The 17,127-nt window shown below is 42.9% G+C and carries 16 protein-coding genes and 1 pseudogene; 5 read left to right on the top strand and 12 right to left on the bottom strand.

Features of this window, described 5'->3' with window-relative positions; genetic code table 11:
* Window positions 1-38: 38 nt before the first annotated feature.
* The 12 genes and pseudogenes from GKR71_RS09995 to acuI form a co-directional block, all read right to left on the bottom strand.
* Window positions 39-1,247, bottom strand: a complete 1,209-nt coding sequence (locus tag GKR71_RS09995) for an ATP-grasp domain-containing protein (RefSeq protein WP_036956063.1) — start codon at window positions 1,245-1,247, stop codon at window positions 39-41.
* Window positions 1,219-2,385, bottom strand: a complete 1,167-nt coding sequence (locus GKR71_RS10000; RefSeq protein WP_230085060.1) for an MFS transporter — start codon at window positions 2,383-2,385, stop codon at window positions 1,219-1,221. The genes GKR71_RS09995 and GKR71_RS10000 overlap by 29 nt, the downstream gene beginning before the upstream one ends.
* Window positions 2,375-3,409, bottom strand: coding sequence for a threonine aldolase family protein (locus GKR71_RS10005; protein WP_154634242.1), 1,035 nt, complete (start codon window positions 3,407-3,409; stop codon window positions 2,375-2,377). Before GKR71_RS10005 ends, GKR71_RS10000 begins: the two co-directional genes overlap by 11 nt.
* Window positions 3,410-3,698: 289 nt before the next feature.
* Window positions 3,699-3,995, bottom strand: coding sequence for a DNA-binding transcriptional regulator Fis (gene fis, locus GKR71_RS10010; RefSeq protein ID WP_004258438.1), 297 nt, complete (start codon window positions 3,993-3,995; stop codon window positions 3,699-3,701).
* 14 nt (window positions 3,996-4,009) lie between these two features.
* The gene (gene dusB / locus GKR71_RS10015) at window positions 4,010-4,987 is read right to left on the bottom strand and encodes a tRNA dihydrouridine synthase DusB (RefSeq protein WP_036956067.1); all 978 of its coding nucleotides are present in this window, start codon (window positions 4,985-4,987) and stop codon (window positions 4,010-4,012) included.
* Between the two features lie 329 nt (window positions 4,988-5,316).
* Entirely contained in the window at window positions 5,317-6,201 is an 885-nt protein-coding gene (gene prmA / locus GKR71_RS10020) for a 50S ribosomal protein L11 methyltransferase (RefSeq protein ID WP_036956069.1), read from the bottom strand.
* Between the two features lie 177 nt (window positions 6,202-6,378).
* Window positions 6,379-7,839 (bottom strand): annotated as a pseudogene (gene panF / locus GKR71_RS10025) (sodium/pantothenate symporter).
* The gene (locus GKR71_RS10030) at window positions 7,829-8,071 is read right to left on the bottom strand and encodes a DUF997 family protein (RefSeq protein ID WP_108478429.1); all 243 of its coding nucleotides are present in this window, start codon (window positions 8,069-8,071) and stop codon (window positions 7,829-7,831) included. Before GKR71_RS10030 ends, panF begins: the two are co-directional and overlap by 11 nt.
* 176 nt (window positions 8,072-8,247) lie before the next feature.
* On the bottom strand, window positions 8,248-9,594 hold the full coding sequence (accC, locus tag GKR71_RS10035; protein WP_036956076.1) for an acetyl-CoA carboxylase biotin carboxylase subunit: 1,347 nt from the start codon (window positions 9,592-9,594) through the stop codon (window positions 8,248-8,250).
* A gap of 12 nt (window positions 9,595-9,606) precedes the next feature.
* The gene (gene accB / locus GKR71_RS19895) at window positions 9,607-10,077 is read right to left on the bottom strand and encodes an acetyl-CoA carboxylase biotin carboxyl carrier protein (protein ID WP_154609985.1); all 471 of its coding nucleotides are present in this window, start codon (window positions 10,075-10,077) and stop codon (window positions 9,607-9,609) included.
* 18 nt (window positions 10,078-10,095) lie between these two features.
* Window positions 10,096-10,560: a type II 3-dehydroquinate dehydratase gene (aroQ, locus tag GKR71_RS19900; protein WP_036956081.1), complete on the bottom strand. Its 465-nt coding sequence runs from the start codon at window positions 10,558-10,560 to the stop codon at window positions 10,096-10,098.
* 234 nt (window positions 10,561-10,794) lie between these two features.
* Window positions 10,795-11,775, bottom strand: coding sequence for an acrylyl-CoA reductase (NADPH) (gene acuI, locus GKR71_RS10045; RefSeq protein WP_154609984.1), 981 nt, complete (start codon window positions 11,773-11,775; stop codon window positions 10,795-10,797).
* A 615-nt stretch (window positions 11,776-12,390) separates the two neighbouring features.
* Here acuI and GKR71_RS10050 point away from each other — a divergent pair.
* The 5 genes from GKR71_RS10050 to rng all read left to right on the top strand — a co-directional run bounded on the left by GKR71_RS10050 (window position 12,391) and on the right by rng (window position 17,126).
* Window positions 12,391-13,434 carry a rod shape-determining protein gene (locus GKR71_RS10050; RefSeq protein WP_006662897.1) on the top strand — a complete coding sequence of 348 codons (1,044 nt, stop codon included), beginning with the start codon at window positions 12,391-12,393 and terminating at the stop codon, window positions 13,432-13,434.
* 87 nt (window positions 13,435-13,521) lie between these two features.
* The gene (mreC, locus tag GKR71_RS10055) at window positions 13,522-14,499 is read left to right on the top strand and encodes a rod shape-determining protein MreC (RefSeq protein ID WP_036956086.1); all 978 of its coding nucleotides are present in this window, start codon (window positions 13,522-13,524) and stop codon (window positions 14,497-14,499) included.
* Between the two features lie 48 nt (window positions 14,500-14,547).
* Window positions 14,548-15,036, top strand: a complete 489-nt coding sequence (gene mreD / locus GKR71_RS10060; RefSeq protein ID WP_036956087.1) for a rod shape-determining protein MreD — start codon at window positions 14,548-14,550, stop codon at window positions 15,034-15,036.
* A gap of 36 nt (window positions 15,037-15,072) precedes the next feature.
* Window positions 15,073-15,660 (top strand): Maf family protein, encoded by a 588-nt coding sequence (locus tag GKR71_RS10065; RefSeq protein WP_036956088.1) that lies wholly within the window; start codon window positions 15,073-15,075, stop codon window positions 15,658-15,660.
* Window positions 15,657-17,126 carry a ribonuclease G gene (gene rng / locus GKR71_RS10070; RefSeq protein ID WP_036956090.1) on the top strand — a complete coding sequence of 490 codons (1,470 nt, stop codon included), beginning with the start codon at window positions 15,657-15,659 and terminating at the stop codon, window positions 17,124-17,126. The genes GKR71_RS10065 and rng overlap by 4 nt, the downstream gene beginning before the upstream one ends.
* Window position 17,127 lies beyond the last annotated feature (1 nt).

Raw genomic sequence — 17,127 nt, forward strand, 5'->3', positions numbered from 1 at the left:
CAAAACTCAGTATGAATTTGCGTTTGTACTGGGTTTTTTTATTTATAGAGGAGTTTTACATGATTAAGCCAACTCTCCGCTTTCTTCCCTGCTAAATACCGCTCAGAGGCGGTTGTTATTACGTAACCCAGTCGACTGTAGCTGTCTTTCAAGGTTGTTACATGTATTGGCGTGGGAACAAAATTAAACAGTAGAGGGGCACTTAATTGAGGATTGGCATGAAACCCGATAATTGTTCCTGGTTTCTCTGAGGTTAGAAAACGAATCGACGTATACTGTTTATTGGCGCAGAGTTTCGGGGTGTACACCATGTCTTTGACGTGCAAAGAAAGGTAGCACTCAACTAAATCAAACCCTGTTGATTGATAGCAAAGGGTATCAATCATCCCCCCGGCAACGCGGGGGTTAATTTCAATGAGTTTTATTTCACTGTGACTAAGCTTGAATTCAACGTGAGCAACGGTGTGGGATAAGCCGATTTGAGTGAGCCACGCTATGATCGTTTTCGTGATGTTTTCGATATCAAGAGTGTCATCGGGAAAGTCATGACCAATTTCGACAGCATATTGCCCTGATGTGGTGTATTTTTTGGTGACACCGAGTATTGTCCACTCGTTATCTTTAGAGTCCCAGTAAGCTTCTGCACTGTATTCATCCCCTTCAATGAACTCTTCAACAAGATAATGAGGGGAGAGCTGATATCCTCGACGGTTAACCCGAAATTCAGATAACGCCTGCACAGCAGTGAGTGCATCTTCCTCTGAATAACATATTGTTACTTGGTTGCTACCACTGTCATCGCAGGGTTTTATCACTACAGGGAACTGCATATTGTTCAGGTCAAACTTGTCATGGATATTGCCAACTTTGTAGCGACAATTGGCATTATGTTGGTGTAAATACTGCCGAGTCAGATGCTTGTAACGACAGGCTGTTAGGGCAATTAAACTTGGCGAAGGTAAATTGAAGGCGTGGGATGCTGCGGCAGCATTGATTAATCGATAGTCATCGAAAGCGACGATACCGTACAGGTTATAGTCCAGGGCATGGTTTAAAATCGCTGCCATGGAGTCTGTATTTAGTTCCACAACTTCATCAATATAGAGCATTGGGTTATCAGCCAGTTGAGCATAATAATGACGTTCTTTGGTGAATAAAACCGTGTGATAACCTCTCTCTTTTGCCAATTTGATGGCGCTGACGCCAGTACCGGAGATATTACATTCGAGAAATAGGATGGTTTTCATCAGTGCTCCTTAAATGGATAAAATATTCAGCGGTGAATAGAACAATGAGGATTAAAAGTAGGCTAGTAGGGATATAGGTGTGCATTTGAGTGTGATTAGCAATAATACCAATATAAGCACCAAGGGACTCAGCTAATCCCCAACAGAATATACAAATAGATAACGAGAGTTTTTTACGGGTGAACGGGCATTTTTCAATCGCTAAACTGTTGTTATAGGGACTCCAAATTAATTCGCTAAAGGTAAATAGGATTATCAGCAAATAAAGTGTGATTAATGCGCTGAAGTTTAAAAATAAAAGCAGGCTCGCAATCAGAAGAAGGCTGAATTTGTAGATAATAGATTGATAGGATTTTTTCTGTTTATCAATATATTGGGTCACTTTGATTTGCAAAAAAATGATCATAGAGGCATTCAAAGCGAATAGATAAGAAACCGTAATATAGTCTCTAGCATTTTGATAATTTAGCTCAAATAAGTAAGCCAAATTGCGGAATACAAGCCCCAGCATAAAGAAAGGAATGGCGCTATAACAGAGAAAAATCCCCCATTCTAAAAAGCTGGCAGAGGCTTTCGTTTGTTGGCTTTGTGTTGGTTGAGTATGTTTTGTATTCGTTAAGGTTAATGAGTACAGGGCAGCAATGAACATAATGGCGGCAGGAAGAAAGATCACTCCGGAATAAAAACTATGATAAAACCATTCGCCCACAGCACCACCGACTGCCGACGAAATATTCACAATGACATTTAAGATTGAAAAACTTTTCACTCTTTCTGAGTGATTATTATTTTCAGCAATAAATAAACTGGTACTGACATTCGCAATAGAAAACCCCGCACCAATCAATGCGGAAGATAACAGAATTGGGTAAAAATTTGAAATGAAATAGGGTGAAATAATAGATGTTGAGGAAATTAGATAGCTTAAAAATAGCGTTTTTTTATAATTAAGAAAATCAATAATAAAGTGGGTAAAGAGAGAAAAGGCACGGCTAATGAAAAGGAAGACAAAAATAATAATTGCGGTTTCACTCTCACTGATATTTTTATAGTGAATAAGATAGAGGGAGAAAAAAGGTAGAAAACTGTAAAAAGAGGTACCCGATAAAAATCGAGTGGTCATAATTTTATTTATCATATTGTATGCTTTCTATTTTTTTTAATAATAGCTCAAGTTGGTAGAGCATTGTCTCTGAAATATTGCTGCTAGTGACAAAACGCACAATATCAGCTGTCCAAGCGGTGGCTAACACCCCATGGCTTTTTAACTTTTGAACAACGTGCTCAGCATCTGGCACTTTTATCATAACGATATTAGTTTCGACTGGATAAGCGAGTTGAAAATAACGTGAAAGAATAGACGCGAGATGAACTGCATTTTGGTGATCGGTGTGTAACCGAGAGTCATAATATTCCAGCTTATTTAAGGCAATAGCTGCCAGTAATCCTGATTGATGTAGCGCTCCACCATACCATTTTCGGTATCGTTTAGCGTTTTCTATATGATGCTGACTTCCTACTAACACTGAACCAAATGGCGCTCCAATGCCTTTTGATAGGCAGATATTGAGAAGATCGATATCTTTGGTATATTCTTGCGGAGGAATATTAAGGGAGATGCAGCTATTTAATACTCGGGCACCATCTAAAAACAGAGACATGTTTTTTTCAATACATAGCTGCTTGAGTTTCTTGATTTCTGCTAATGGGAATACGATTCCACCGTAGGTACTGATGCTACTTTCTATCGCAATGATTTTGGGAGTAGAGTATAAATTTGACCAACGAGCTTTATGATTAATTGCTTGAATAACATCTTGTTCAGTTAAAATACCACTTTGTGTTTTAACATTATTAATAATTAAGCCGTTTAATGCTGAGGTTTGGGATGATTCAAAAAAACAAATGTGGTAGCCGACTTCAGTAATGACTTCATCACCTATAGTGGATAAAACTTTTAAACCAATCTGATTGCTCATTGTGCCTGATGGCATAAATAGCGCATTTTCTTTATTAAATAATTCTGAGATATAGGATTCTAGTTTTTTGACATAAATATCTTCATTATAACAATCATCGCTAATATAATTAAAATTGATATTATTTAGGTCATCTTTATTTATCCTTGTTAGCGTATCACTTCTTAAATCGATAGTTACCATTTAAGTCCTTTTAGTTTTCATTGATGAGAACAAGAAGATTTTTGAATTTATAAACCTAGATAGAAAATGGCAAGATATAAAAATGAGGATTTTATTAATTGTGATAATGCTCATGAATAAAGGCTAGGATTAAAACAAGATGAATTTATTTATAAAATATATGATTTGCGAATTAGAAAGAAGGGTGATTATTAAAAATAGGGGGATCGTGTTCAGATCGACAGGGACAAAAAAAGCCCTTTCTAAAATCAGAAAGGGCTTCTAAAAACACTGCATTAACCGACTAGGATTAGTTCATGCCGTATTTTTTCAGTTTCTTACGCAGAGTTCCGCGGTTGATACCCATCATCAGGGCTGCACGGGTCTGGTTTCCACGGGTATATTGCATAACCATGTCCAACAAAGGCTGTTCTACCTCAGCCAATACCAGCTCATATAAATCGTTAACATCTTGATTATTTAATTGAGCAAAATAGTTCTTCAGTGCTTGCTTAACTGAGTCACGTAACGGTTTTTGAGTTACTTGATCTTGTGAATTTACAGTAGCAACGGTTAGTACGTCAGAATTTACGCGTTGTTCGAACATAGTTCTGTCAGCTCTTATCTTTTATTTACGCAAAAATTTTCAAAAAATGCTTCCAACACCTCCAGCTGTTCGCTGGCATCCTCAATGGCGTTGAAGGAGCGCCGAAACTGGTCATCAGGTGCATGTTCTTGTAAGTACCAAGAAACATGTTTGCGCGCTATACGGGCTCCCTTGCCTTGACCATAAAAGTCGTGCAGTTCCCGTACATGCCCTAACATAATGCTTTTCACGTCAGCCATTGGCATCGGTGGCAATATTTCACCTGTGTCCAGATAATGTTGGATTTCCCGAAAGATCCAAGGTCTTCCCTGAGCTGCTCGTCCTACCATCAAGGCATCCGCCCCTGTGTAGTCTAAAACAGCCCTGGCTTTTAGCGGGTCAGTAATGTCGCCATTGGCAATAACCGGAATGGAAACAGTCTGCTTAACTGCCCGAATGTTGTCATATTCAGCTTCGCCGTTGAACAGACAGGCTCTGGTTCTGCCATGAATGGTCAGGGCTTGAATACCACAATCTTCGGCCAATTGGGCAATCTCTATGCAGTTACGCTCTTCAGGTGACCAGCCTGTGCGGATTTTCAGTGTGACTGGCACATCCACAGCGTTTACAACGGTCTCTAGGATTGATTTTACAATCTCCGGATAACGCAGTAAGGCTGAGCCTGCTAGCTTACGATTCACTTTCTTAGCTGGGCAGCCCATATTGATATCAATGATTTGAGCGCCGCTCTCAACGTTAATTTGAGCTGCAGCAGCCATTTCATCGGGATCATTGCCAGCTATTTGAACGGAACGTACCCCGAGTTCATCGCGGTGAACCATCCTGAGTCTCGATTTATCTGTCTTCCAAACTTGTGGGTTAGAAGAAAGCATCTCCGATACCGTCATTCCAGCACCCATCGCATAACACAGGGACCTAAACGGTTTATCTGTGATGCCTGCCATGGGGGCAGCAATAAGACAGTTTCTCAACTGATATTGTCCGATTCGCATAACTAAATGGGGGCCATACTGTGACTGCAAGGGCGCGTATATTACGCATTTTTTACGAGATATGAAAGGACAAACTTTGAGCAAACGGTTATTTATCACTAACTTTTTTATCTTGCTTTTTAGAAAATAATAAAATTAGTGTTATTTAACAAGTTGTTAGGTGTTTTTTAACAACAGGCGCTAAAAATAACGATTACTTTGAATATCCAAGACTCACTTCTCGAGCAGAACAGATTATCATCAGCTATTGAGCAATATTTGAGCTGTAAGATAATCCATTCTGCAATTAATTTCAAAGAAATTATTCTTTGATTTTTACCGCAAACCCATTAAAAATGCTTGACACCAGTGATACGGCACCACTCATCTTTCTCTGCAACAGGGTCAATATTGAAGTCAGCACGATAAGCATCAGCAACACTTTCAGCTTGGCTGGCTAATACGCCAGACAGACCTAAATGACCACCGGCGCGCGGTAGCACACTGATCATCGGTGCAAGCTCACGTAAAGGGCCTGCAAGGATGTTAGCGACTACGACGTCAGCCTGAAGGTCTTGAGGTTGGTCTTTGGGTAAATAGAGCGACAGACGCTCTGAGACGCCATTACGCTCCGCATTATCGCGGCTCGCAAGAATCGCTTGTGGATCGATATCGATCCCGATCGCACGCGCTGCACCGAGCTTTAATGCTGCGATAGCTAAGATCCCTGATCCGCAACCGAAATCGATAACGGTTTTGCCTTCAAGATCCAATCCATCCAGCCACTCAAGGCATAACGAAGTCGTCGGGTGGGTTCCCGTGCCAAAAGCTAAGCCAGGATCTAACATCACGTTAACTGCAGTTGGATCTGGCACATCGCGCCAGCTAGGGCAGATCCATAAACGTTGACCGAAACGCATTGGGTGGAAGTTATCCATCCATTCGCGCTCCCAATCTTTATCTTCAATTTGTTCGATTTTATGAACGAAGCCGGCGCCGAGTAATGGGCTGTTTTCTAACTGAGTGACCACCCATTTCATGTCAGTTTCAGCGTCATATAGACCGATAACATCGGTATCGCCCCACAGGCGAGTTTCTCCAGGAAGTGGCTCGAAAACAGGTGTGTCGTGGCTGTCTTGGAAGGTGACGGACACGGAGCCTGTTTCCATGAGTTCATCGCCAAGGGCTTCTGCGTCTTTTGCGTTTGAGTTTAGTCTGATTTGTATCCAAGGCATTGTTTTTTCTCTTTTAAAATGCTCGTCATTCTTCACGCCATAGCGTTGTTGGCTGCGCTCACTAACCCTAGTCACATACTTGTGTATGCTCCTAGGGATTAGCTCGTTTGCCGTCTAGCTATGACGCGAATTATTTAGCGCATTGCATTTGTTCATTTACATTAGGTAAAGTCAAAATCAATGAGTGCTAGTTACCTGTTCATTTGGTGCCGATTGTACTGGATTTTTGCCAAAAAGATTACCAATCAAAAAGGCAATCAGGCTCAGGAACAGTGATGGCACAATGGCGTGGAAGCCCATAATTTCAATCTTAAATGAGGCGAAAATAGCGTAGCAAACACCGCCAACAATCATGCCGCTCAGGGCGCCAGTGCCGTTGGCTTTTTCCCAATATAATCCGAGAACCAATGGCCACAGGAATACCGCTTCTAATCCACCAAAAGCTAATAAATTCAGCCAGATAATCATTTGTGGTGGATTCCACGCAGCAATCAATAATAGCGCCCCTAAAATTAACGTTGAGAAGCTGGAAATGCGCGCCAGTTTTTTCTCATTTTTAATTTGCTCAGGTGCGGCGTTAAGGTAGATATCTTTCACGATCGTCGCTGAAGATTGCAGTAACTGGGCGTTAATGGTGGACATAATTGCGGCCATTGGTGCTGCCAGGAAAATCCCCGCGGCAAATGGTGGAAGAACCTGAACCATCAAGGTCGGGATCACTTGGTCTGGAATGGTTAAATCCGGTAGTATGGCACGCCCCAAGGCACCCGCGAAGTGCATACCAAACATCAAGATGGCCATCACGATGGTGCCCAGAATAATACCTTTATGAACGGCTTTGCTGTCTTTGTAGGAGATACAGCGCACCGCAGTGTGCGGTAATCCGATAACCCCAAAACAGACTAGCACCCAGAATGAGGCCATAAATGGTCCGCTGAGGATATCGTTGGCTCCTTCTGGGGAGACCAGTTTCGGGTCGATAGCATGCATTTTTTCCACGGCAGCAGGTAAACCTCCCGCATGGTAGATAATGGCAACCAGCAAAATAACGGTGCCAAGCAACATGACCAGCCCTTGCAACGCATCGTTGAGGACACTGGCTCGGAAACCACCAATCGCGGTATACAGCGCGATAGAGATACCAAAAATCATCAATCCATAGGTATAAGGAATGCCGGCTGCGGTTTCGAGTAGTCGTGCGCCACCGATAAATTGCACCGTCATTGCCCCAAAGAACGCGACTAATAAACTTACGCTAGCAAACCAAACGAGAAAACGACTTTGGTAACGGGCGTAGAGCATGTCGTTAAGGGTAACTGCATTATAGCGGCGAGCTAAGATAGCAAATTTTTTGCCAAGTACGCCCAAAGAGAGTCAGATCGCAGGTAGTTGGATCATGGCGAGGAGTACCCAGCCTAACCCATATTTGTAGGCGGCACCGGGACCTCCGATGAAGGAGCTAGCGCTGATGTAGGTTGCGGTGATGGTCATGGCTAAGACAAAGCCGCCCATCGAGCGATTACCTAGAAAATACTCGTTAAGAAATTCGCCTTTCGTGCGTTTTTTATAAGCGTAGAGCGAAAGGAGAAAAACGAGGAGCAGATAGCCGATTAAGGGCAGGAGAACTTCAGTCTGCATCTTTCTCCTCCAGCGAGATATCTTTGAATACGAGTTTAACCATCATGATGCATAGCAAAATAAAGATGATAGGGAGAATCAGACATGACCATTCAAACCATAACGGTAATCCGGTAACACCAAGTGTGTTACTGGGTAGATAAGCACAAAGTACCCAACCTATCATGTAGGCAATAGTCAGATATAGCGCCCAACGAGCTTCCCTGTTTGATTGAAGAAAACGTTTGTCCATCCGCTTTTCCTCCTCATGTTGACAAAAATAATCGGGGATTGTACGACAATCTGAAGGGGGAGTGTGAAAAATAGCGTAATAAAACCGATAATCCTGCCATTTATAGGCAAAAAAATACCGGAAATTGACTTTCCGGTATTTATTTTTAATGACGAAAATATCGATTATTCAGGGGATTATTCTTGAATACCGAGTTTTTTCTCCAAATAGTGGATATTGGTTCCACCTTTGGCAAAGTTTTCATCATTCATGATCATCTGTTGTAATTCGATGTTGGTTTTAATCCCATCGATGATCAGTTCGTTTAACGCGTTTTTCATACGAGCAATCGCGATTTCACGAGTTTCACCGTAAGTGATTAATTTACCGATCATTGAGTCATAGAACGGAGGTACAGAGTAGCCTGCGTAAATATGAGATTCCCAACGAACACCGAAGCCACCCGGAGAGTGGAAACGAGTGATTTTACCTGGGCTAGGCAGGAATGTATGCGGGTCTTCTGCGTTGATACGACATTCAATCGCATGACCGTGAACATTGATCTGATCCTGAGTCACAGATAACGGTAAACCAGAAGCGACACGCAGTTGTTCTTTGATTAAGTCAACACCGGTGATCATTTCGGTCACTGGGTGCTCAACCTGAATACGGGTGTTCATTTCGATGAAATAGAATTCGCCGTTTTCAAATAAGAACTCAAAAGTACCAGCGCCACGATAGCCGATTTCGATACAGGCTTTTGCACAGCGTTCACCGATATTACGGCGAATTTCTGGGGTGATCCCCGGTGCTGGTGCTTCTTCAACCACTTTTTGGTGGCGGCGCTGCATTGAACAGTCACGTTCAGCTAAATAAACAGCATGACCTTGACCATCTGCCATCACTTGGATTTCAACGTGACGTGGGTTTTCAAGGAATTTTTCCATGTAAACCATGTCGTTGTTGAATGCGGCTTTTGCTTCTGCACGGGTCAGGTTAATGGAAGATTCGAGATCTTTCTCATTACGAACCACACGCATACCACGACCACCACCACCACCAGATGCTTTGATGATAACTGGGAAGCCGATGCGTTTAGCAATTGCTTTGTTCTTTTCAGTGTCGTTACCCAATGGACCATCAGAACCTGGTACACATGGAACGCCTGCTTTTTTCATCGCGCTAATCGCAGAAACTTTGTCGCCCATTAGGCGGATAGTTTCAGCTTTTGGGCCGATAAAAATGAAACCTGATTGTTCTACTTGTTCTGCAAAGTCAGCGTTTTCAGACAGGAAACCGTATCCTGGGTGAATCGCCTGTGCGCCTGAAATTTCAGCCGCAGCAATGATAGCAGGGATATTCAAGTAGCTTTTTGCTGAGGCAGCCGGACCAATACAAATAGTTTCGTCTGCCAGCAATACGTGTTTTAAATCTCTATCTGCCGTGGAGTGAACCGCAACAGTTTTGATGCCGAGTTCTTTACATGCACGCAGAATTCGCAGTGCAATTTCCCCACGGTTAGCGATAACAATTTTTTCCAGCATGGAAACGCCTCGTTATTCGATGACAACTAATGGCTCGTCAAATTCTATTGCATCACCGTTTTGCAACAAAATAGCTTTAACAACACCAGCTTTATCTGCTTCGATTTGGTTCATCATTTTCATCGCTTCAACGATGCAAAGAGGATCGCCAACTTTGACAGTTTGACCAACTTCAACGAATGGTTTTGCTTCTGGGCTTGGTGAGCGGTAGAAAGTACCAACCATTGGTGAGCGAACTTGGTGACCAGAAACTGCCGCAGGTGCTGCTGGAGCCGCTGCTTCTTGTGCTGGAGCAACCGCGTTAGCTAATGCAGGTTGTTGAGCAACTGGTGCTGAGTAGAACTGTTGAGGTGCAGCCATCATTTGAGGTGCTGGTGATACACGACTGATACGTACTGACTCTTCACCTTCAGAAATTTCCAGTTCAGAAATGCCAGATTCTTCAACAAGTTCGATCAGCTTTTTAATTTTACGAATATCCATGGATATGATTCCGTACTCTTATATTTGAATTGAATTAATTAGTCGCACACGATTAACCGCGGCTTGTAATGCAAAACTGTAACCATCTGCGCCAAGACCACAAATAACTCCATTGGACATATCGGAGAAATAGGAGTGATGACGAAAGGGTTCTCTAGCATAAATATTAGACAGATGGATCTCGATAAATGGGATACAAACTGCTAATAGCGCATCACGCAGAGCAACACTTGTATGCGTGAATGCGGCCGGGTTGATTAGGATATAATCAACATTACCTTGTGCTGCATGAATTCTATCGATAAGTTCATGCTCTGCATTTGACTGAAAATGGCTCAGTTTCACCCCTAATTTTTCTGCTTCTTGCATCAGGTTCGATACAATTTCAGAAAGCGGTCGAGCCCCATATTTCTCAGGTTCTCTGGAACCCAGCATATTTAAGTTCGGGCCGTTAAGGAGCAAAATATGAGTATCTTCTGTCATTGTGTTGCTAACTCCGACGATATGTCAATAATCCGACAACATAACGCGATGTCGACGGTTTGTCATCTTTTATCATAAAAATAAATAGATTTTCCACTGACAAGGAAGAGCATTATAATTATTTCGTTGCATATAGCAGCAAAATACTGGTCTTATCAGAGAAATTACCCGAATTTATTTTATAAATTGTGCCGTAATCCACATTGTGGCGACACAATCACGCGTGTTGATGATTTAATTTTGAAGGTTTACTAGGGTACGCCCAGTGACTTCGTTTTTTAAGAGTTTTTTTGCGTGTTCGACACACTCTTCTAATGAAATCTCGCAGCTAACTTGATCATAAAACGCATCAGGTAAGAGTTGCGCTAAGCGTTCCCACACTTTTTGGCGTTTTGCCGCAGGGTAGTAAACGGAATCGACCCCTTGCAGACGGATATTACGCAAAATAAATGGCATAACAGTTGTTGGCAGTGAGAACCCGCCAGCCAGCCCGCATGCAGCCACAGCTCCATTATAGTTCACTTGCGCCAAGATATTGGCCAGCACGTCACCACCAACCGTATCGATAGCGCCTGCCCAACGCTGTTTATCAAGCGGTTTGGCTGGATGAGTAAATTCACTGCGAGGTAGTACGCTTTTCGCACCAATTTTCAGTAAATAGTCGTGATTTTCTGCGCGACCTGAAATCACCACAACTTGATAGCCCAATATAGAAAGTAATTGGATTGCGACACTCCCAACACCACCACTGGCGCCGCTCACTACAATTTCTCCACTTTCAGGAGTGATCCCTGCATCTTCAAGGGCATTCACGCACAACATGGCAGTAAATCCAGCGGTGCCGATGATCATGGCATGTTTCAGTGATAATGCTTCAGGAAGAGGGGTTAAATAATCGGCAGGAACTTTCGCTTGTGTGGCGAGTCCACCCCAGTGTGTTTCGCCAACTCCCCATCCTGTTAATAATACGTGTTGGCCAATATGAAAACGGGGATCTTCACTGTGATGAACGACGCCAGAAAAGTCAATTCCGGGTACCATTGGATATTGACGGACAACGCCTGCTTTTCCATTAATAGCTAGCGCATCTTTATAGTTAATTGTCGACCAGTGAATATCGACGATGACATCGCCTGCGGGTAATGACTCAGTAGGTACATTGAGGATTTCTGGGACGATTTTATCGTCTTGTTGCTGTAAAACGAGCGCTTTCATGATCCACCCCTAATTTTATGATTAAATAAGTGTTTTTTTTAATTTACACACAGGTAAAATCGTTTTCATTGACGCCAGAATGGTATTCAAGCTATTACTTATGTAATTAATTTGTAAAAATGCATTTTTTTCTAGCATAACTAGGCTTTTATCATGCAAAATGTCCTACTCTGACTAATACATCAGCGTGTCGACATGGTTATGGCTTAATTTAAAGTTGATAATAGAATCAGCGAAATTTAAGTTCACTTATTTTGTTGTTAAAAAGCTAGATGTATAGCAATAATTAAAATATAAAAAATTTATTTGAACTTGTAGACGTAATCGCTTGTCACACTGGGAAGAACGTAAAGATGGAGTATATAACAACCAGAGGGCTGTCCATTTTTCGTGCGCGAATGATGAAAAATTTCAAAGGCGTTTGAATTAAGGGTGATTTTCGGGGTTTTTATCTGCTTCGTTTTGTTATAGAAGCATGTACGATTTTAGTATGTGAAAATAGATGAATTAACCATATTTATGAAGTGATTGATTTACGCCTTGAGGCAGCTTCAAGTGGTTGGTAGAGTAGACGGGTTTTTATTCGTCCCCAGCTTGCAGGATAATCCTTTCGTTATGTTTAAAAAATTTCGTGGCATGTTTTCTAATGACCTGTCGATTGACTTGGGTACGGCCAATACCCTCATTTATGTCAAAGGACAAGGCGTCAAATTAAATGAACCCTCTGTAGTTGCAATTCGTCAGGATCGCGCGGGCTCGCCAAAAAGCGTTGCTGCGGTTGGTGGTGAAGCGAAACAGATGCTGGGGCGTACACCGGGTAACATTTCCGCAATTCGACCAATGAAAGATGGTGTGATTGCAGACTTTTTCTTAACTGAAAAAATGTTACAACACTTTATCAAGCAAGTTCATAGCAACAGCTTCCTGCGTCCAAGCCCTCGTGTTTTAGTCTGTGTGCCTGTTGGTGCAACTCAAGTTGAGCGTAAAGCTATCCGTGAATCTGCATTAAGTGCAGGTGCCCGCGAAGTTTTCCTAATTGAAGAGCCAATGGCAGCGGCAATCGGTGCTGGTTTACCTGTTTCTGAAGCGACAGGTTCCATGGTTGTCGATATCGGTGGTGGTACCACTGAAGTCGCTGTTATCTCTCTGAACGGTGTAGTTTACTCTTCTTCTGTTCGCATTGGTGGTGACCGTTTTGACGAGTCAATCATCAACTATGTGCGTCGTAATTATGGTTCCTTAATTGGTGAAGCAACAGCTGAGCGTATCAAGCATGGTATCGGTTCTGCTTTCCCAACTGATGAAGTTTATGAAATTGAAGTTCGCGGTCGTAACTTGGCTGAAGGTGTACCTCGCGGATTCAAAATGAACTCCAACGAAATTTTAGAAGCATTACAAGAGCCACTGACCGGTATCGTGAGTGCGGTAATGTTAGCGTTAGAACAGTGCCCACCAGAATTAGCATCTGATATTTCAGAGCGCGGTATGGTATTAACGGGTGGTGGTGCTCTTCTGCGTAATTTAGATCGTTTATTAATGGAAGAGACTGGCATTCCGGTCATCGTTGCTGAAGATCCTTTAACCTGCGTTGCTCGTGGCGGCGGTAAAGCGTTAGAGATGATTGACATGCACGGCGGTGACCTGTTTAGCGAAGACTAAATCACGCCATAAGCGACTGGAGTTTTTTAGCTCCAGTCGCTTTGACTATTTTTTTATTCTCCGACCATTAGCGAAACTTAGCCATACATGAAGCCAATTTTTAGGCGAGGTCCTTCCCTACAGTTACGCATTTTTATTGCAGTGATAATTGCATTGGTGCTGGTGGTGATTGACCATCGATTTGAGCCTTTCAATAAAATCCGTAATTATTTAGACACGGCGGTTAGCCCATTCTATTTTTTAGCTAACGGACCACGTCAATTCCTTGATAATATCTCTGACACCCTTTCAACGCGGGATCAGCTCCAGTTTGAGAATAAAGCTCTACGCCAAGAGCTATTATTAAAAAAAGCGGATAACTTGCTGCTTGAGCAACTCAAACAAGAAAATGCCCGTTTACGCGAACTGTTAGGTTCCCCATTACGCCAAGATGAACATATGATGGTGACGCAAGTCATTTCAGGTGCGAACACGCCTTATCGCGACCAAGTCGTGATAGATAAAGGCAGTAATGACGGCGTTTATGAAGGCCAGCCAGTTATCAGCGATAAAGGCGTGGTAGGTCAGGTTGTTGGTACCAGTAATTTTAATAGCCGCGTTTTATTAATTTGCGATACTGCCCATGCATTGCCTGTGCAAGTCTTACGTAATGATATCCGTGTTATTGCTGCGGGCTCAGGATGTGCGGATGACCTGCAATTAGAGCCACTTCCTGGAAATACAGATATTCGTGTTGGTGATGTGTTAGTGACTTCGGGCTTAGGTGGACGATTCCCTGAAGGGTATCCTGTTGCTGTTGTTTCAGCGGTGAAGCATGATACTCAACGTGCCTATACTATCATCTCTGCAAGACCAAGTGCTGAGTTACAACGTCTACGTTATTTACTCCTGCTGTGGGGCAATGAAAGTGATCCGAAAACCCCATTACAGCCATCCGATGTTTACCGGGCTGCAAATGAGCGTTTAATGAAAGTGTTGCCGCAGGTGTTACCAACACCAAGCGAGATTCAAGGACCACCATTACCACCGTCCATGCAACCTACACAGCCTCAACCTCAGCCATAAGATAGAGTGAGGGAAACGGTATGATGAAAGGGTGGAGAGGAAATCATAATGGATGAGTATCGCGGTAATGGGCGCATCATTATCTGGCTATCTTTCTTTATTGCACTGATTTTGCAGGTAATGCCGTGGCCTGAACAATTGGCATTTTACCGACCATCATGGTTACTGCTGATTTTAATATACTGGGTAATGGCATTACCGCATCGCGTCAGTGTGGGTACCAGCTTTATTTTAGGAATTATTGTCGATTCTATTCAAGGATCAGCTCTGGGCGTACATGCGCTCTCCTTCAGCATCATTTGTTATCTCGTGGCATACAAGCATCAGCTTTTACGTAACATGGCACTGTGGCAGCAAGCTTTGATTATTGTTGCATTAACGGTGGTGCAAGACCTTGCTGTTTTCTGGGCAGAATTCCTTTCCTCACAAGTCTTATTCCACCCACAAGTATTCTGGAATAGTTTGGTGAATGGTATTCTGTGGCCATGGTTATTTTTACTGTTACGAAAAATTCGCCGCCAATTTTCAGTATGTTAAGATTGTGGCCGTTGATGATAACTGGAATGACAATTTATGAGCTTAATTTATCTTGCATCAGGTTCACCGAGACGACGTGAATTAGTCCAACTGCTAGGTTATTCCTTTGAAATCTTGCGTCCCGAAGTGGAAGAAAAATGGCAAGAAGGGGAATCGCCTCAGGCGTATGTCCAGCGCTTAGCGCGAGATAAATCCCGAGCGGGTGTAGCAATTGCTCCTGCGGATCATCCAGTTTTGGGTGCAGATACTATTGTGGTTCTTGACGGTAAAATATTAGAAAAACCGCGAGACGCGGTCCATGCTCAGCAAATCCTCAGTGACCTTTCTGGTAAAACGCATCAGGTAATGACCGCCATTGCTGTGTCGAACAAGCATGAGACTCTAACCTCATTGATTACGACAGATGTGACATTCCGCGAGTTATCTTTGCTGGAAATACAGGATTATATACAATCTGGCGAGCCAATGGATAAAGCGGGCGCTTACGGTATCCAAGGTCTCGGTGGACGTTTTATTCGATGCATTAATGGCAGCTATCATGCAGTGGTGGGCTTACCATTGGTCGAAACAGAAGAATTAATACAACGATTTTTAGCGTTAGGTGATGGGAAGGGGAATTCATGACTACGGAACTATTAGTAAACGTAACACCATCTGAAACGCGCGTAGCTTATATTGATGGTGGGATCTTACAAGAAATACATGTCGAACGAGAGGCGAAAAGAGGGCTAGTAGGGAATATCTACAAAGGTCGTGTGAGCCGAGTTTTACCTGGTATGCAGGCGGCCTTTGTTGATATTGGTCTGGATAAAGCAGCCTTTTTACACGCCTCGGACATTATGCCTCACACCGAATGCATTGCGGGTGACGAGCAGAAAAACTTTCATGTTAGAGATATCGCTGAGCTGGTGAAGCAAGGGCAAGATTTAATTGTCCAAGTGGTTAAAGACCCACTTGGCACCAAAGGCGCAAGACTCACCACAGACATTACGTTGCCTTCTCGTTACTTGGTTTTCATGCCGGGAGCTTCCCATGTTGGTGTATCTCAGCGTATTGATAGTGAAGAAGAAAGAGAGCGTTTAAAAGAGTGTGTCGCACAATATTGCGATGAAAACGGCGGGTTTATCATTCGTACCGCCGCAGAAGGTGTGGCTGAAGAGGATGTTAAACAGGATGCTGCATTTTTAAAACGCTTATGGGCGAAAGTGATTGAACGCAAAAAACGTAATGTCACGCGTACTAAAATTTACGGTGAGCTTTCACTGGCATACCGTATCATTCGCGACTTTGCTGGCGCATCCCTCGACCGTATTCGCGTGGATTCTCGTTTAACCTACACGCAGTTGGAAGAGTTTATTGCGGAATATGTGCCGGAAATGACGGCGAAGCTTGAGTTATACCAAGGCAACCAACCTATCTTTGACTTGTTCGATGTGGAAAATGAAATTCAACGCGCGATGGACAGAAAGGTTGAATTGAAATCGGGCGGGTATCTGATCATTGACCAAACGGAAGCGATGACTACCATCGATATCAATACGGGCGCATTCGTGGGTCACCGTAATTTAGAAGAAACTATCTTTAATACCAACGTTGAAGCGACTCAAGCCATTGCGCGCCAATTACGATTAAGAAATCTCGGTGGTATTATTATCATCGACTTTATCGATATGTCTGATGTTGAACATCGTCGCCGTGTGTTAGCCTCACTTGAACAAGCTTTAAGTAAAGATAAGGTAAAAACCACCATTAATGGATTCTCTCAGCTAGGATTAGTTGAGATGACACGTAAAAGAACCCGTGAAAGCTTGGAGCATGTGCTGTGCGATACCTGCCCAACTTGCCAAGGCCGTGGTACAGTGAAATCGGTTGAAACCGTATGTTATGAAATTTTGCGTGAAATTGTGAGAGTTCACCGCACAATCGATGCTGATAGATTCTTAGTGTACGCATCAAAAGCGGTGGTGGATGTGTTGACCGGGGATGAATCTCACGCATTAGCGGAAGTTGAAATCTTTGTAGGGAAACAAGTTAAAGTGCAGATTGAGCCGTTATATAGCCAAGAACGCTTTGATGTCGTCATGATGTAGC

The sequence above is a fragment of the Providencia sp. wls1922 genome, from assembly GCF_009706505.1.
In the GTDB taxonomy this organism is placed as follows: Bacteria; Pseudomonadota; Gammaproteobacteria; order Enterobacterales; family Enterobacteriaceae; genus Providencia; species Providencia lanzhouensis.

Bases quoted from the DNA above. Each gene is read 5' to 3' on its own strand.
- GKR71_RS09995 (WP_036956063.1), bottom strand. From the start codon at position 1,247: ATGAAAACCATCCTATTTCTCGAATGTAATATCTCCGGTACTGGCGTC.
- GKR71_RS10000 (WP_230085060.1), bottom strand. From the start codon at position 2,385: ATGATAAATAAAATTATGACCACTCGATTTTTATCGGGTACCTCTTTT.
- GKR71_RS10005 (WP_154634242.1), bottom strand. From the start codon at position 3,409: ATGGTAACTATCGATTTAAGAAGTGATACGCTAACAAGGATAAATAAA.
- fis (WP_004258438.1), bottom strand. From the start codon at position 3,995: ATGTTCGAACAACGCGTAAATTCTGACGTACTAACCGTTGCTACTGTA.
- dusB (WP_036956067.1), bottom strand. From the start codon at position 4,987: ATGCGAATCGGACAATATCAGTTGAGAAACTGTCTTATTGCTGCCCCC.
- prmA (WP_036956069.1), bottom strand. From the start codon at position 6,201: ATGCCTTGGATACAAATCAGACTAAACTCAAACGCAAAAGACGCAGAA.
- GKR71_RS10030 (WP_108478429.1), bottom strand. From the start codon at position 8,071: ATGGACAAACGTTTTCTTCAATCAAACAGGGAAGCTCGTTGGGCGCTA.
- accC (WP_036956076.1), bottom strand. From the start codon at position 9,594: ATGCTGGAAAAAATTGTTATCGCTAACCGTGGGGAAATTGCACTGCGA.
- accB (WP_154609985.1), bottom strand. From the start codon at position 10,077: ATGGATATTCGTAAAATTAAAAAGCTGATCGAACTTGTTGAAGAATCT.
- aroQ (WP_036956081.1), bottom strand. From the start codon at position 10,560: ATGACAGAAGATACTCATATTTTGCTCCTTAACGGCCCGAACTTAAAT.
- acuI (WP_154609984.1), bottom strand. From the start codon at position 11,775: ATGAAAGCGCTCGTTTTACAGCAACAAGACGATAAAATCGTCCCAGAA.
- GKR71_RS10050 (WP_006662897.1), top strand. From the start codon at position 12,391: ATGTTTAAAAAATTTCGTGGCATGTTTTCTAATGACCTGTCGATTGAC.
- mreC (WP_036956086.1), top strand. From the start codon at position 13,522: ATGAAGCCAATTTTTAGGCGAGGTCCTTCCCTACAGTTACGCATTTTT.
- mreD (WP_036956087.1), top strand. From the start codon at position 14,548: ATGGATGAGTATCGCGGTAATGGGCGCATCATTATCTGGCTATCTTTC.
- GKR71_RS10065 (WP_036956088.1), top strand. From the start codon at position 15,073: ATGAGCTTAATTTATCTTGCATCAGGTTCACCGAGACGACGTGAATTA.
- rng (WP_036956090.1), top strand. From the start codon at position 15,657: ATGACTACGGAACTATTAGTAAACGTAACACCATCTGAAACGCGCGTA.